Source organism: Streptomyces tailanensis (genome assembly GCF_008386495.1).
Taxonomy (GTDB): domain Bacteria; phylum Actinomycetota; class Actinomycetes; order Streptomycetales; family Streptomycetaceae; genus Streptomyces; species Streptomyces tailanensis.
The window spans coordinates 1-14,338 of sequence record NZ_VTHJ01000085.1 but is presented as its reverse complement, the minus strand read 5'-3'; the positions used below and the strand labels follow the sequence as shown (position 1 = coordinate 14,338).

10 protein-coding genes and 1 pseudogene are annotated in these 14,338 nt (G+C 69.1%); 10 read left to right on the top strand and 1 reads right to left on the bottom strand.

Annotated features, from left to right (window positions below):
- Positions 1–151 precede the first annotated feature (151 nt).
- From F3T56_RS41060 to F3T56_RS41030, 7 genes are all read left to right on the top strand, one after another.
- On the top strand, positions 152–1,171 hold the full coding sequence (locus F3T56_RS41060; RefSeq protein ID WP_004931372.1) for a rod shape-determining protein: 1,020 nt from the start codon (positions 152–154) through the stop codon (positions 1,169–1,171).
- Between the two features lie 176 nt (positions 1,172–1,347).
- Complete coding sequence (gene mreC, locus F3T56_RS41055) at positions 1,348–2,292, top strand: rod shape-determining protein MreC (RefSeq protein ID WP_149830563.1); 945 nt, start codon at positions 1,348–1,350, stop codon at positions 2,290–2,292.
- 21 nt (positions 2,293–2,313) lie between these two features.
- A complete protein-coding gene (gene mreD, locus F3T56_RS41050) occupies positions 2,314–2,985 on the top strand; it encodes a rod shape-determining protein MreD (RefSeq protein ID WP_149830562.1) in 672 nt (223 codons plus the stop codon).
- A 179-nt stretch (positions 2,986–3,164) separates the two neighbouring features.
- A complete protein-coding gene (gene mrdA / locus F3T56_RS41045; RefSeq protein WP_149830561.1) occupies positions 3,165–5,540 on the top strand; it encodes a penicillin-binding protein 2 in 2,376 nt (791 codons plus the stop codon).
- Positions 5,537–6,733, top strand: coding sequence for a rod shape-determining protein RodA (gene rodA, locus F3T56_RS41040; protein ID WP_149830560.1), 1,197 nt, complete (start codon positions 5,537–5,539; stop codon positions 6,731–6,733). Before mrdA ends, rodA begins: the two co-directional genes overlap by 4 nt.
- A gap of 116 nt (positions 6,734–6,849) precedes the next feature.
- On the top strand, positions 6,850–8,373 hold the full coding sequence (locus F3T56_RS41035; protein ID WP_149830559.1) for a CYTH and CHAD domain-containing protein: 1,524 nt from the start codon (positions 6,850–6,852) through the stop codon (positions 8,371–8,373).
- A 99-nt stretch (positions 8,374–8,472) separates the two neighbouring features.
- Positions 8,473–10,398 (top strand): TIGR03960 family B12-binding radical SAM protein, encoded by a 1,926-nt coding sequence (locus F3T56_RS41030; protein WP_149830558.1) that lies wholly within the window; start codon positions 8,473–8,475, stop codon positions 10,396–10,398.
- Between the two features lie 109 nt (positions 10,399–10,507).
- Here F3T56_RS41030 and F3T56_RS41025 read toward each other — a convergent pair whose 3' ends face one another.
- Positions 10,508–11,230 (bottom strand): hypothetical protein, encoded by a 723-nt coding sequence (locus F3T56_RS41025; RefSeq protein WP_149830557.1) that lies wholly within the window; start codon positions 11,228–11,230, stop codon positions 10,508–10,510.
- A 221-nt stretch (positions 11,231–11,451) separates the two neighbouring features.
- On the opposite strand from F3T56_RS41025, the gene F3T56_RS41020 reads away from it, so the two are divergent.
- From F3T56_RS41020 to F3T56_RS41010, 3 genes and pseudogenes are all read left to right on the top strand, one after another.
- Positions 11,452–12,501, top strand: a complete 1,050-nt coding sequence (locus tag F3T56_RS41020; RefSeq protein ID WP_172639389.1) for a hypothetical protein — start codon at positions 11,452–11,454, stop codon at positions 12,499–12,501.
- 48 nt (positions 12,502–12,549) lie between these two features.
- Positions 12,550–13,401, top strand: coding sequence for a TIGR03936 family radical SAM-associated protein (locus tag F3T56_RS41015; protein ID WP_149830556.1), 852 nt, complete (start codon positions 12,550–12,552; stop codon positions 13,399–13,401).
- Between the two features lie 244 nt (positions 13,402–13,645).
- Positions 13,646–14,338, top strand: a pseudogene (locus F3T56_RS41010) (Rne/Rng family ribonuclease); the annotation flags it as partial.

Here is a 14,338-nt window from a genome sequence, read left to right as displayed (position 1 = left end):
AAGACCCTCGCGCAGTGTTCGTGCGGGCGAGACTACGATGTAAGCCTTCACGTCACAGCACCCACTTCGCCGACCTCAAACGCCCTGAAAAGCTCTCAAAAGCCCTCAGGCTCCACTTGGGAAGGCCAGACGAATCCTGATGGGGAACTCAATGTCGTTCATCGGCCGTGACATGGCTGTCGACCTCGGGACCGCCAACACGCTGGTGTACGTCAGGGGTCGCGGGATCGTGTTGAACGAGCCGTCCGTCGTCGCGATCAACACCAACACCGGTGGCATCCTCGCGGTCGGCGCGGAGGCGAAGAAGATGATCGGGCGGACGCCGGGCAACATCGTTGCCGTACGTCCGCTGAAGGACGGTGTCATCGCCGACTTCGAGATCACCGAGCGGATGCTCCGCTACTTCATCCTGAAGATCCACAAGCGGCGGTATCTCGCCCGTCCTCGGGTCGTCGTCTGTGTGCCGTCCGGTATCACCGGTGTCGAGCGGCGCGCCGTCATCGAGGCGTCCTCCCAGGCGGGCGCCCGCCAGGTGCACATCATCGAGGAGCCCATGGCCGCGGCCATCGGCTCCGGCCTGCCGGTCCACGAGGCCACAGGCAACATGGTGGTGGACATCGGCGGCGGCACCACGGAGGTCGCGGTCATCTCCCTCGGCGGCATCGTCACCGCCCAGTCCATCCGCGTCGCCGGCGACGAGTTGGACAACGCGATCATCCAGCACATCAAGAAGGAGTACTCGCTTCTTCTCGGTGAGCGGACCGCCGAACAGATCAAGATCACGATCGGTTCGGCGTACGACCTCGACGCTGACGAGCACACCGAAATCCGTGGCCGGGACCTGGTGTCCGGGCTGCCCAAGACCGTCGTCATCTCCGCCGCCGAAGTGCGGAAGGCGATCGAGGAACCCGTCAACGCCATCGTCGATGCCGTCAAGACGACCCTCGACAAATGCCCGCCGGAACTGTCGGGCGACATCATGGACCGCGGCATCGTCCTCACCGGCGGCGGAGCCCTGCTCCGCGGTCTCGACGAGCGGCTGCGCCGTGAGACCGGTATGCCGATCCACATCGCCGAGGACCCGCTGGACAGCGTGGCGCTCGGCTCCGGCAAGTGCGTCGAGGAGTTCGAGGCGTTGCAGCAGGTGCTCGACGCCCAGCCCCGCAGATGACGTAACACTTCGATTCCGCCGTACGAGACGATCTCTTCTCGTGCGGCGGATCGTTGATATAGAGGCAATAAGCTCCCACAAAGGCGCCCCTGTGCTTCCCGTCCCGGGTTTCCCAGGGGCTACCCGAATTCCCCAATTCCTGTCGAATTCCTATGAGGAAGGCACGGCCGCCGCACGTGAGGGACACACGAGAGAGCCGGCTGCTCCTGGTGCTGCTGGTCGCCGTCGCATTCGCGCTGATCACGGTGGACATCCGCGGCGGGGAGGACTCACCGGTCGACGGTGCCCGACGTGCCGCGGCGACGGTGTTCGGCCCGATCGAGGACGGCGTGTCGACCGCCGTCGACCCGATCGGCAACGCCATAAGCGCGATCCGTGAATCCGGCTCCCGTCACGACCGTCTCGCCGCGCTGGAGAAGGAGAACGCCGAACTGAAGGCGTCCCTCGGCAGCGACGACCGCAACAGCAGCCGGGTCGAGCAGCTCGACAAGATCCTCAAGTCCGCCGCGAACGGCCAGTACGGCATCAAGGGCGCCGAGGTCATCGCCATAGGAGCGGCCCAGGGTTTCTCCTGGACCGTCACCATCGACATCGGCACCAACGACGGGGTCACCCGCGACATGACCGTCCTCAACGGTGACGGGCTCGTCGGCCGGGTCACCACCGTCGGCCCGAACACCGCGACCGTGCTCCTCGCCAACGACCCCGACTTCACCGTCGGCACCCGCATGGAGGCCACCGACGAACTCGGCTTCGCCTCCGGCCAGGGTGACCGCCCGCTGCGCGTCGAACTCCTCAACGGCAAGGCCAAGGTGAAGGAGGGCGACCGCCTCGTCACCTTCGGCTCGCAGGCCGACAAGCCGTTCGTGCCCGGCGTCCCGGTCGGTGTCGTCTCCCGCGTCGACCCGTCCCGCGGCGATCTGACCCGCACGCTCTACGTCAAGCCGTACGTGGCCTTCACCCAGCTCGACATCGTCGGCGTCGTCGTCCAGGCACCGCGCAAGGACCCGCGCGACACCGTCCTGCCGGCCAAGCCGAAACCCACCCCCACGCCGACCGTGACGGTGACGGTCACGCCCGATGCCGAGGCCCCCCTCGACGGCCAAGCGGACGAGCAGTAGAACAACAGGAGCTGACACCCCATGCGCTTCAACCGGATGCTGCTCTCCACCACCCTGGTGATCGTCGCCCTGGTGCTCCAGGTGAGCGTCCTCGCCCGCCTCCACCTTCCGGGCGCCGTACCCGACCTGGTCCTCCTCACCGTGCTCGGCCTCGCCCTGGTCTACGGCCATGTCGGCGGCGCCCTCATCGGCTTCGGCGCCGGGCTGCTGTCCGACCTCGCCCCGCCGGCCGACCACGCCGCCGGGCGGTACGCCCTCGTCCTGTGCGTCATCGGCTACCTTGCGGGGCTGGCGAAGCCCGAGACCGGCAGACTCAAGTCGGCGACCGGGCCGATGGCCGTGGTCGTCGTCGCCGCGCTCGGCTCGACCCTCCTCTACGCCGGTGTCGGCGCCCTCGTCGGCGACGACGCGGCCCGCCATGTCGGCCTGCCCAGCCTTCTGTTCACGGCCGCCCTGTACGACCTGCTGCTCGCGCCGTTCGTCGTCCCCGGCCTCATGGCGCTCGCCCGACGCGCCGAGACCAACCCGCTCGCCGAGACCAACAACGCGACCAAGGCGGCCGATGTCTCCTCGGGCTGGCTCTCCTCCGGGACCGGCCTGCGCGTCGGCGGCCAGCGCGGCGGACTCCGCCTGAAGGCCGCGCGCTCCCGGGTCGCCCGGGCAGGCCGCATCAAGGGGGTCAAGCGGCTGTGACGGCACATCAGGCTCTTTCGTCCGGCACTTGCTTGTCCGGCATTCGTTCGTCCGGCATTCGTTCGTCTGGCACTCGTTTGTCCGGCATGGGAACCGATCGTGGTCGAGCGGTGTACTCCAATTACCTGAATCACGCGAAGCACGCGCACCACCCGTACACGCACTGAGAGGGGGAGGCAGTGACCAACATCCCGGAGACCGGGCGGACCCCACGGGTCCAGATCCGGCTCGTCATCATCCAGATCCTTGTCTTCTCCCTCCTGGGCACCCTCGGCGGCCGCCTCTGGTACCTCCAGATCCGCGAGGGCGACGCCTACGCCAAGGAGGCCTCGGGCAACCACGTCCAGCAGGTCGTGCAGCCCGCCGTGCGCGGCTCGATCCTCGACGCGCGCGGCGTCCCGATCGCCGACAACGAGACCCGGCTGGTGGTGTCCGCCTCCCGCACCGAGCTGCTGAAGATGGACGACGACGGCAAGGCCGTCCTCACCAAGCTCGCCGGCGTCCTGGACATGCCCCCCAAGGACGTCATGGACAAGGTCCGCCTGTGCGACTCGGAGACACCGCAGCCGTGTTGGAACGGCTCGCCGTACCAGCCGATCCCCATCACCGACGAGGCCACCCCCAAGCAGGCCCTGCAGATCCGGGAGCGCTCCGAGGACTTCCCCGGCATCACGGCGGAGCCCCAGGCCGTCCGCCGCTACGCCAGCCCGGGCGGCTCCAACACCGCCCAGGTCCTCGGCTACCTCTCCCCGGTCACCGACGAGGAGATCACCAAGGCCCAGGACACCGACTCGCCGTACCTGCGCTCCGACCAGGTCGGCCGCAGCGGCCTGGAGCGCCAGTACGACAAGGAGCTGCGCGGCAAGGCCGGCGTCACCCGCTACGAGGTCGACAACCTCGGCCGCGTCATCGGCGAGGCCGAGGCCGACCCCGCCGAGCCCGGCGCCAACCTCGTCACCAGCATCGACGCCCGCGTGCAGCGCATCGCCGAGTACGAGCTCAACGAGGCGATGAAGGAAGCCCGCAAGCAGATGGACCGCAACACGGGGACGAACTACAAGGCCGACTCCGGTGCCGTCGTCGTCATGGAGGCCAAGACCGGCCGCGTCGTCGCCATGGCCTCCAACCCGGACTACGACCCGAACGCCTGGGTCGGCGGCATCTCCGCCAAGGACTACGCCAAGCTCACCGGCAAGAAGTCCAACTACCCGCTGCTGAACCGCGCGATCCAGGGCCAGTCCGCCCCCGGCTCCATCTTCAAGGTGGTCCCGACCGCCGCCGCGGTGAACGCGGGCTACTCCTTCAACGGCCCGTACGAATGCTCCAGTTCGTACTCGATCGGCGGCCAGGTCTTCAAGAACTTCGAGTCCCAGAGCCACGGCGGGATCAGCCTCGGCAAGGCGCTGGAGGTCTCCTGCGACACCGTCTTCTACCGCCTCTCCCACGAGGAGTGGAAGCGAGACGGAGGCATCAAGCCCAAGAAGGGCGCCAACGACTGGTTCTACAAGACCGCCCACCAGTTCGGCCTCGGCGCCGAGACCGGCATCGACCTGCCCAACGAGGTCACCGGCCGCATCCCCGACCGCCAGTGGAAGCAGGACTACTGGAAGGCCAACAAGGACGCCTGGTGCAAGACCGGCAAGAAGGGCGGCACATACGCGGAGCAGATCGCGTACGAGAACTGCCTCGAAGGCAACCGCATGCGCGCCGGTGACTCCGTCAACTACTCCATCGGCCAGGGCGACACCCTCGTCACCCCCATCCAGATGGCCACCATCTACGCGGCCATCTCCAACGGCGGCACCCTCTACGACCCCACCGTCGGCAAGGCGATCATCAGCGCCGACGGCAAGAGCGTGCAGGGGATCGAGCCCAAGTCGCACGGCAAGCTGCCGATAGACAAGACCACGCTGGCCAAAATGGACGACGCCCTCGAAGGAGTCGCCACCCGCGGTACGGCCGCCTGGCGTTTCCAGGGCTGGCCGCAGGACGAGATCCCGATGCACGCCAAGACGGGTACCGCCGAGGTCTACGGCAAGCAGACGACCTCCTGGTTCGCCACGTACACCAAGGACTACTCGATCGTCATGACGATCTCCCAGGGTGGTACGGGCTCCGGCGCCTCGGCGCCCGCCGTGCGCAAGCTCTACAACGCGCTGTACGGCGTCTCCGAGGACGGCGACATCGACAAGAAGAAGGCGCTGCTGCCGACCCCGCAGAAGGGCCTGCCGAAGATCGAGTCCGACGGCTCGATCGACTCCCCGAAGCTGGAGACGTACCCGCCGAAGAAGACCGAGGAGGAACTGGCCGAGGAGGAGGCCCAGGCAGTGGCCGCCGGACCGGAGGCCCAGCCGGTGTCCTTCGAGCAGGGTGCGGGGGCCGTGCTCGCCGAGCCAGGCGCCTGGACCACCGTCACCGAGCGAGGTGACGACACCGTGGTCGCCGACAACCTGGAGGCGATCGTCAGCACACGCGGCGGCAGCGGCAACCGGGCGGCGCGACGGCGTTCGGATCGCGGCGGGTGCCGCGGAAAGAGGGGGAGGACGTCCGTATGACCGGCAACAGCTTCTCCGTCTCCGGGTACGGGCCCGAACGCTCCGGCTGGACCCGGCTGTTCGCCCGAGACTCCCTCGCCCGCCGCCTCGACTGGCCGATACTGTTCTCGGCCATCGCGCTCTCCCTCATCGGCGCGGCCCTCGTCTACTCGGCGACCCGCAACCGCACCGAGCTCAACCAGGGCGACCCGTACTACTTCCTCCTCCGGCACCTGCTCAACACCGGCATCGGCTTCGCCCTGATGGTCGGCACGGTCTGGCTCGGCCACCGCACCCTGCGCACGGCCGTGCCGATCCTGTACGGCATCTCGGTGCTGCTGATCCTGCTGGTACTCACCCCGATGGGCGCGACCATCAACGGCGCCCACGCGTGGATCGTCGTCGGCGGCGGCTTCTCGCTCCAGCCCTCCGAGTTCGTGAAGGTCACGATCATCCTCGGCATGGCGATGCTGCTGGCGGCCAGAGTGGACGCCGGCGACAAACCCCACCCCGACCACCGCACGGTCGTCCAGGCCCTCGGCCTCGCCACCGTCCCGATACTGATCGTCCTGCTCATGCCCGACCTCGGCTCGGTCATGGTCATGGTGGTCATCGTGCTCGGCGTGCTGCTCACTTCCGGCGCGTCCAACCGGTGGATCTTCGGCCTCCTCGGCACGGGCGCGCTCGGCGCGGTGCTGGTCTGGCAGCTCGGGGTGCTCGACGAGTACCAGATCAACCGCTTCGCCGCGTTCGCCAACCCCGAGCTCGACCCGGCCGGTGTCGGCTACAACACCAACCAGGCCCGTATCGCCATCGGTTCGGGCGGGCTGCTCGGCACCGGGTTGTTCAAGGGGTCGCAGACGACCGGGCAGTTCGTGCCCGAGCAGCAGACCGACTTCGTCTTCACGGTGGCGGGGGAGGAGCTGGGCTTCGTCGGCGCCGGCTTGATCATCTTGCTGCTCGGCGTGGTCCTCTGGCGTGCGTGCCGGATCGCCCGCGAGACCACCGAGTTGTACGGCACGATCGTCGCCGGCGGCATCATCGCCTGGTTCGCGTTCCAGTCCTTCGAGAACATCGGGATGACCCTCGGCATCATGCCGGTGGCGGGGCTGCCGCTGCCGTTCGTGTCGTACGGAGGGTCGTCGATGTTCGCGGTGTGGGTGGCGGTGGGGTTGCTGCAGTCGATCCGGGTGCAGCGCCCGATGTCGGCGTGACTGCAGGGCGCCGCCGCGTGATCGACGACCGGGTGTACGCGAGAGAAGCGGCAGGTAGATTCCGTTCGACGAGTTCGGGTCTGCCCAGGAAACGAATATCCGACTAGATTCAGTTCATGGCGGACACCAAGCGTGAGATCGAGCGGAAGTACGAGTCCGACGAGAGCGGCCTGCCGGACCTCACCGGTGTGGCCGGGGTCGCGACCGTCATCGACAAGGGCGTCGCCGAGCTGGACGCCGTCTACTACGACACTCCCGACGAACGTCTCGCCGCCGCCTCGATCACCCTGCGCCGCCGTACCGGAGGGGACGACGAGGGCTGGCATCTGAAGTTCCCCGTCTCCTCGGGCGTACGGGACGAGATCCAGAGCCCGCTGTCCGACACGCTGCCCCGCGAACTCGCGGGGCTCGTGCGTTCCCGGGTCCGGGAGGCCGAGTTGGTGCCCCTGGTCCGCCTGCTCTCCACACGCGACGTCAGCGACCTGCTCGACGCGGAGGGCTCCCTCCTCGCCGAAGTCAGCGTGGACGCCGTGGTCGCCCAGCGGCTCACCGAGGACGGCCGCACCGCCCAGTGGTCCGAGATCGAGGTGGAGCTGGCCGACGACGGCGACCCGGCGTTCCTCGACAAGGTCGACAAGAAGCTCCGCAAGGCGGGCGTACGGCCGTCCGAGTCGCCGTCGAAGCTGGCCAGGGCCTTGCGGGAGACGGCACCCAAGAGCAAGAACAAGGGCAAGAAGAAGCGGGGCAAGGCCGAGGAGCTTGGCGAGCCCGTCACCCCCGGCGATCATGTCCTCGCTTATGTCCGTGCTCAGCGGGACGCGATCGTCGCGTTCGACCCGGCGGTGCGCCGTGACGTCTTCGACTCCGTGCACAGCATGCGCGTCGCCACCCGACGGCTGCGCAGCACCTTCAAGTCGTACGGGAAGGTCCTCGACCGGGCCGTCACCGATCCGATCGGAGACGAGCTGAAGTGGCTGGCGGGGGAGCTGGGCGTCGACCGTGACCAGGAGGTCCTGACGGAACGCCTCACGGAGGCGCTCGCCGACCTCCCCGAAAGCCTGGTGACCGGCCCCGTCCGCACCCGGCTGCGCACCTGGGCGGAGACCGACGGCGCCGGCGCCCGCAGCGGCCTGATCGCCATACTGGACGGGCAGCGCTATCTGGACCTGCTGGACTCCCTCGACGCCGTGATCGCCGATCCGCCCCTGCTCAAGGCCGCCTTCAAAGACCCGGAGAAGGTGATCCGCAAGGCGGTCGAGCGGGGCTTCGGCAAGGTGTCGGCCCTGGTCGAGGAGGCCCTCGCCCACCCCTCCGGTGCCGACCGCGACGTCCCCATGCACGAGGCCCGCAAGAAGGCCAAGCGCGCCCGGTACGCGGCCGAGGCCGCGACCCCCCTCCTGGGCGGGCCGGCGAAGGACCTCGTACGGGACATGAAGTCCCTCCAGAACCACCTCGGCGACCACCAGGACAGCGTGATGGCCCGCGAGACCCTCCGCGAGATCGCCTTCCAGGCCCACGAGGCGGGGGAGAGCGCCTTCACGTACGGGCTGCTCTACGGCAGGGAGGAGCGCCGGGCGGAGCTGGCGGAGGCGGCACTGCCGGAAATGTGGAGGACGATCACTTCGGGCTCGGCCTTCTGACAACGTGGCGTGTGACATCCGGTCGTGCGAGGGGTGTCTCCCGGGGCGTTACGCTAGATGGTCACCCCTGTCAGCTGATGCTCACGAAGGTACCCCACGATGACTGTCGAGTCGGTCTTCCCACAGCTCGAGGCACTGCTGCCGCATGTGCAGAAGCCGATCCAGTACGTCGGTGGTGAGCTCAATTCCACCGTCAAGCCATGGGACGAGTGCGACGTCCGCTGGGCGCTGATGTACCCGGACGCGTACGAGGTCGGTCTGCCCAACCAGGGCGTCATGATCCTCTACGAGGTGCTCAACGAGCGTGAGGGCGTCCTCGCCGAGCGCACGTACAGCGTGTGGCCGGACCTGGAGGCGCTGATGCGGGAGCACGACGTCCCGCAGTTCACCGTTGACAGCCACCGCCCGGTGAAGGCCTTCGACGTGTTCGGCCTGTCCTTCTCCACGGAGCTGGGCTACACGAACATGCTGACGGCGCTGGACCTGGCGGGGATCCCGCTGGAGTCGCGCGAGCGCACGCTCGACGACCCGATCGTCCTGGCCGGCGGCCACGCTGCCTTCAACCCTGAGCCGATCGCCGACTTCATCGACGCCGCGATCATCGGCGACGGCGAGCAGGCCGTGCTCGACATGACCGAGATCATCCGCAAGTGGAAGGCGGAGGGTCGGCCCGGCGGCCGCGAGGAGGTCCTCTTCCGCCTCGCGAAGACGGGTTCGGTGTACATCCCGGCCTTCTACGACGTCGAGTACCTTCCCGACGGCCGCATCGGCCGCGTTGTACCGAACAAGTCGGGTGTCCCGTGGCGCGTGTCCAAGCACACCGTCATGGACCTCGACGAGTGGCCGTACCCGAAGCAGCCCCTGGTGCCGCTCGCGGAGACGGTCCACGAGCGCATGTCGGTCGAGATCTTCCGCGGCTGCACCCGCGGCTGCCGCTTCTGCCAGGCGGGCATGATCACCCGCCCGGTGCGCGAGCGTTCGATCACCGGCATCGGCGAGATGGTCGACAAGGGCCTGAAGGCGACGGGCTTCGAGGAGGTCGGTCTTCTTTCGCTGTCGAGTGCGGACCACTCGGAGATCGGCGACATCGCCAAGGGCCTCGCGGACCGCTACGAGGAGGACAAGATCGGCCTCTCGCTCCCCTCTACCCGCGTGGACGCGTTCAACGTGGACCTGGCGAACGAGCTGACGCGCAACGGCCGCCGCTCCGGCCTGACCTTCGCCCCCGAGGGCGGCTCCGAGCGCATGCGCAAGGTCATCAACAAGATGGTCTCGGAGGAGGACCTGATCCGCACGGTCGCCACCGCCTACGGCAACGGCTGGCGTCAGGTGAAGCTGTACTTCATGTGCGGTCTGCCGACGGAGACCGACGAGGACGTCCTCCAGATCGCGGACATGGCGATGAACGTGATCGCCAAGGGCCGAGAGGTGTCGAGGTCGAACGACATCCGCTGCACGGTGTCGATCGGCGGCTTCGTCCCCAAGCCCCACACCCCCTTCCAGTGGGCCCCGCAGCTCTCCGCCGAGGAGACGGACGCCCGTCTGGAGAAGCTCCGCGACAAGATCCGCGGCGACAAGAAGTACGGCCGCTCCATCGGCTTCCGCTACCACGACGGCAAGCCCGGCATCGTCGAGGGCCTGCTCTCCCGTGGCGACCGCCGGATCGGCTCGGTCATCCGCGCCGTCTACGAGGACGGCGGCCGCTTCGACGGCTGGCGCGAGCACTTCTCCTACGACCGCTGGATGGCCTGCGCGGACAAGGCCCTGGCCGACTTCGGCGTCGACGTCGACTGGTACACCACCCGCGAGCGTACCTACGAGGAAGTCCTGCCCTGGGACCACCTGGACTCCGGCCTCGACAAGGACTGGCTCTGGGAGGACTGGCAGGACGCCCTCGACGAGACCGAGGTCGAGGACTGCCGCTGGACCCCGTGCTTCGACTGCGGGGTGTGCCCGCAGATGGATACGCAGATCCAGATCGGCCCCACGGGGAAGAAGCTGCTGCCGCTGTCGGTCGTGAAGTAGTCCGGTTTCGCTGAAGCGGGAGGGCCCGGTCGCGTCGTCCGACGACGCGACCGGGCCCTCCCGCGTGCTTGCACGCCGCTAGGGCGTGGGCGGTGCGGACTCCGGCGGACTATTCGTCGTTGTCGGCGTCCGGCTCAGGCTGGTTCAGCTCCTTCCAGGCATCCTCGCTCCGGGGGAGGTCCGGGTGAGGGCACGTGATGGTCGCCAGCTCGTCCCCGCCGTGGCTCACCTCACAGATGATCTCGAAGACCCGGCCCGTGGTGGTGATGATGTCGATCTTGACATCCGTGACGTCCTCGACGCGCCTGGTGAAGTTCCCGTTGTTCCCATTGGTGTGCTCGTTGACGGACACACCGCAGGGGACGCCTTCCGAGCTGGTGGTCGGGTAGCCCGAGAGCTCGCTGAGGTCGGTCCACCTCAACTCGTCGTCCACCGAGTTCCTGCTGGGGCGGAGGTCGCGGATGCCCGCGTACGTGTTGCCATTGCTCACCGCGCCGCGGACCTCGTACTCGTCCTGGCCCTGGTAGGCGTCGATCTCGTAGCAGGCAGCCGGGCGGTCCTTCTCGCCCTTCTCGCCCCGCGACCCCTTGCAGTCGCCTGTGTCGCGGTTGGACGGCGTGACGCCGTAGTGCGTGTCGTTGTTGTTGCCCGGTCGGCACTTGTCGTCGGTGGGGACGGTGGCCGTCGTCTCCGGGTCGGTCGGGTTCGGGGGCGCGGCTATCGCCGGGTTGGCCAGGCCGGCCGCCAGGACCAGCGCGAGTGAGGCCACCATCCCGGCCTTCTTGACTGCCTCTCGCGCCAGCGGCCCGAGGGTCCTGTGGTCAGGACTCATCTGCATGCTCCTCTTCGACTGAACTGGTTCGGGTGAAATCCCCAACCAGGAGCGAGCCTTATGGGAGATTCGGGGGTGTGTTGGTGTAAAGAGGCCAAACGCATCTGTTTATCGACATATTGGGTTAATTCATGCGTCCCGATGTGTCATTCCGCATGGAGTTGGTGGAGTTGACGGTGCGGGGCTGCATCCGGACAGATCGCTGAGGCGTCTACGTCGGTATGGATTTGGAGAAGCGGCCCGTGCGGCAGCCCGACGAGCCGGCGGTGCGGCGAGCAAATGCGCAGCAGGCGCCCGAGGGGTGCCTCGTTGTCGCCGTCCGGATTCCTGTGCGGATCGTCGTCCTGGTGCTGGTCGTTCCGGTGCGGATCGTGTGGGACGCGCTCGTCGTCGCCGGACGGTTCCTCAAGGACACCGTGCTGCGGCCGGTGGGGCGGGCCCTGCTGTGGATCGGCAAGGCCGTGTTCGTGTGGCCGTGGGTGGCGCTGTGGCGGTACGTGCTCGTGCCGGTCGGCAAGGGGCTCGGGTGGCTCGGGTACTGGCTGCTCGTGGCGCCCGCGGTGTGGCTGTACCGGTATGTGCTGACGCCGGTGGGGCACGGGATCGCCTGGCTGTACCGGTGGACGCTGGTGCCGCTCGGGCGGGCGGTCGCCTGGCTGGTGCGGTACCTCGTCGTCGTACCGGCCGTGTGGGTGTACCAGTACTTCCTGACGCCCGTGGGGCACGCGATCGCGTGGGTGGCCCGTGGGGTCGTATGGCTCGTACGGATGTTCTTCACCGGGATCTGGCTCGGGATCTACTGGACCGCACGCGTGCTGTTCGTGCTGCCCGCGCTCGCCCTGTGGCGATGGGTGCTCACACCGGTCGGGCGGGTTCTCGCGGTCGTCGGGCGGGAGATCTGGGACGCGCTCGGGCACGCGTGGCGCGTGGCCGGGCATATCTCGCTGGCCGTCGGGCGGTTCCTGGCCACCCTTTTCCGGTGGATCTTCGTGGAGCCGACGCGGTGGGTGTACCGCACCGTTCTCACGCCCGTCGGCCACGTCGTACGGGACGTGGTGTGGAAGCCGACCGCCGCGGCCGCGCTCAGTGTGGGCCGGGCCACACGCCAGGCCCTCGCCACCGCCCGCGAATCCGTCCGCCAGGCCCGTGCCAGTGTGCGGCAGGCGCTCTTCGGAAAGCCGGCCGAGCCGCGGCCGGTCGCCCGCCGGGAACCCAGGGCCGCCGAGACACGTACTCTTGGTAGCAGTACAACCGCACTCACGAAGGACTGAACGACACTGGGCAAGCGACAGCCCGAAGGCCCGCCGCCCGCACCCGCGGTGCAGCGCATCCGACTGCGCTACACCAAGCGCGGCCGCCTCCGGTTCACCAGCCACCGTGACTTCCAGCGCGCCTTCGAGCGTGCGCTGCGCCGTGCCGAGGTGCCGATGGCGTACTCGGCGGGGTTCACGCCGCATCCGAAGGTGTCGTACGCCAATGCCGCACCCACCGGCACGGGCAGCGAGGCGGAGTACCTGGAGATCGCGCTCACCGACGCGCGCGACCCCGAGAAGCTCAGGATTCTGCTCGACGAGTCGTTGCCCGCCGGGATCGACGTCATCGACGCGGTCGAGGCCCGCACCTCCGGGCTCGCCGACCGGCTCACCGCCTCCGTCTGGGAGCTGCGCCTGGACGGTGTGGACCCGGCGGACGCCGAGCGCGCCGTCGCGGCCTTCAAGGCGGCGGACGTCGTCGAGGTCCAGCGCATGACCAAGAACGGCGTACGGACGTTCGACGCTCGCGTCGCCGTCGCCGACCTCGACAGTCGTGACGGCCGAGACGGTCCTGAGCCGCACAGTCCACAGCCCGCCGCAAGCGTCGGCTCCACTGGAGCGGCTGGCGCCGCGCCCCTTTCTGGGCCGACCGACCAGCCCTGTGCGATACTGCGGCTGGTTGTTCGGCACGTGACGCCTGCCGTACGACCCGACGACGTCCTGTCCGGTCTCCGCGCCGTGGCCGACCTGGCGCCGCCGGTCCCCGCAGCGGTGACCAGGCTGGCGCAGGGGCTGTTCGATGAAGAGACCGGCACGGTGACCGACCCGCTCGCGCCCGACCGCGAGGCGGCGACGGCCCTCACAACGGCCGTACCCGCCGCCACCGCGAAGGCGCCGGCGCCGGAAGGTCCCGCGTAGGGACGGACGTCGTAGCGCCGCCCTCGTATCCGGGAGCCACCTGGGTCGGGCAGCGCACCGACCACAAGACTTTCGCCAGGCCGTACGCATTCGGCGTACGGAACCGGCGAGACAGGACACAGAGAGCTCCCGTGCGGCGCCCGCGCCCCGGACGGCGGCAGTCGCGCACGACGCGAACCGCGGACGTCACCGGCCACGCCGGACCGGGTGCGGCGCCCGGGAGCCTGACGGGAGAAACGCCCGCATGCCCGAACAGATCGAACCCGTGGAGTCCACGCAGGGCTCCGAACACAACACGCCCAGCGACACTCTGCCGCCGCGCCGTCGCCGCCGTGCCGCGTCCCGCCCGGCGGGTCCGCCGGTGGCCGGATCCGAAGCGCCCGCCGAGACCACCTCGCCGGCCGTAGCGGCCGCCGAGGCCATGGACCTCGCTGCCCCGGAGCCGACCGAGTCGGCCGAGGTCGAAGAGACCCAGGAGCTTGAGGAGGCCGCAGCGGCTGAAGAGGTCGCTGTTGTGGTCGCCGAGGCGCCCGCCGCCGTCGAGGAGGCCGCGCCCGCCGGTCGTACGCGTCGTCGTGCGACCCGCCGGGTGTCCGCGCCTGCTGGTGCGCCGGAAGGGGCGGCCGAGGTCACCGAGACCGTGGTGCCGGCCGTCGCCGCTGAGACCACCGAGGCCGAGGCTGCCCCTGTGGTCGCCGCAGTTGAGGAGGCCGCGCCCGCCGGTCGTACGCGTCGTCGTGCGACCCGCAGCGCGACCGCGCCCGCAGGCGCGCCCGAGGTGGCCGAGACCGTGGTGGCCGCGTCCGAGACCGCTGCCGAGCCCGAGACTGTTGCTCCGGCGCCCGCCGTCGAGGAGGCCGCGCCCGCCCGTCGTACGCGTCGTCGTGCGACCCGCAGCGCGACCGCGCCCGCAGGCGCGCCCGAGGTGTCCACGCCC

Coding starts and splice junctions, on each gene's coding strand:
- F3T56_RS41035 (WP_149830559.1), top strand. CDS start 6,850: ATGGCGGACACCAAGCGTGAGATCGAGCGGAAGTACGAGTCCGACGAG.
- rodA (WP_149830560.1), top strand. CDS start 5,537: ATGACCGGCAACAGCTTCTCCGTCTCCGGGTACGGGCCCGAACGCTCC.
- F3T56_RS41030 (WP_149830558.1), top strand. CDS start 8,473: ATGACTGTCGAGTCGGTCTTCCCACAGCTCGAGGCACTGCTGCCGCAT.
- F3T56_RS41060 (WP_004931372.1), top strand. CDS start 152: ATGTCGTTCATCGGCCGTGACATGGCTGTCGACCTCGGGACCGCCAAC.
- F3T56_RS41020 (WP_172639389.1), top strand. CDS start 11,452: ATGGATTTGGAGAAGCGGCCCGTGCGGCAGCCCGACGAGCCGGCGGTG.
- F3T56_RS41025 (WP_149830557.1), bottom strand. CDS start 11,230: ATGAGTCCTGACCACAGGACCCTCGGGCCGCTGGCGCGAGAGGCAGTC.
- mreD (WP_149830562.1), top strand. CDS start 2,314: ATGCGCTTCAACCGGATGCTGCTCTCCACCACCCTGGTGATCGTCGCC.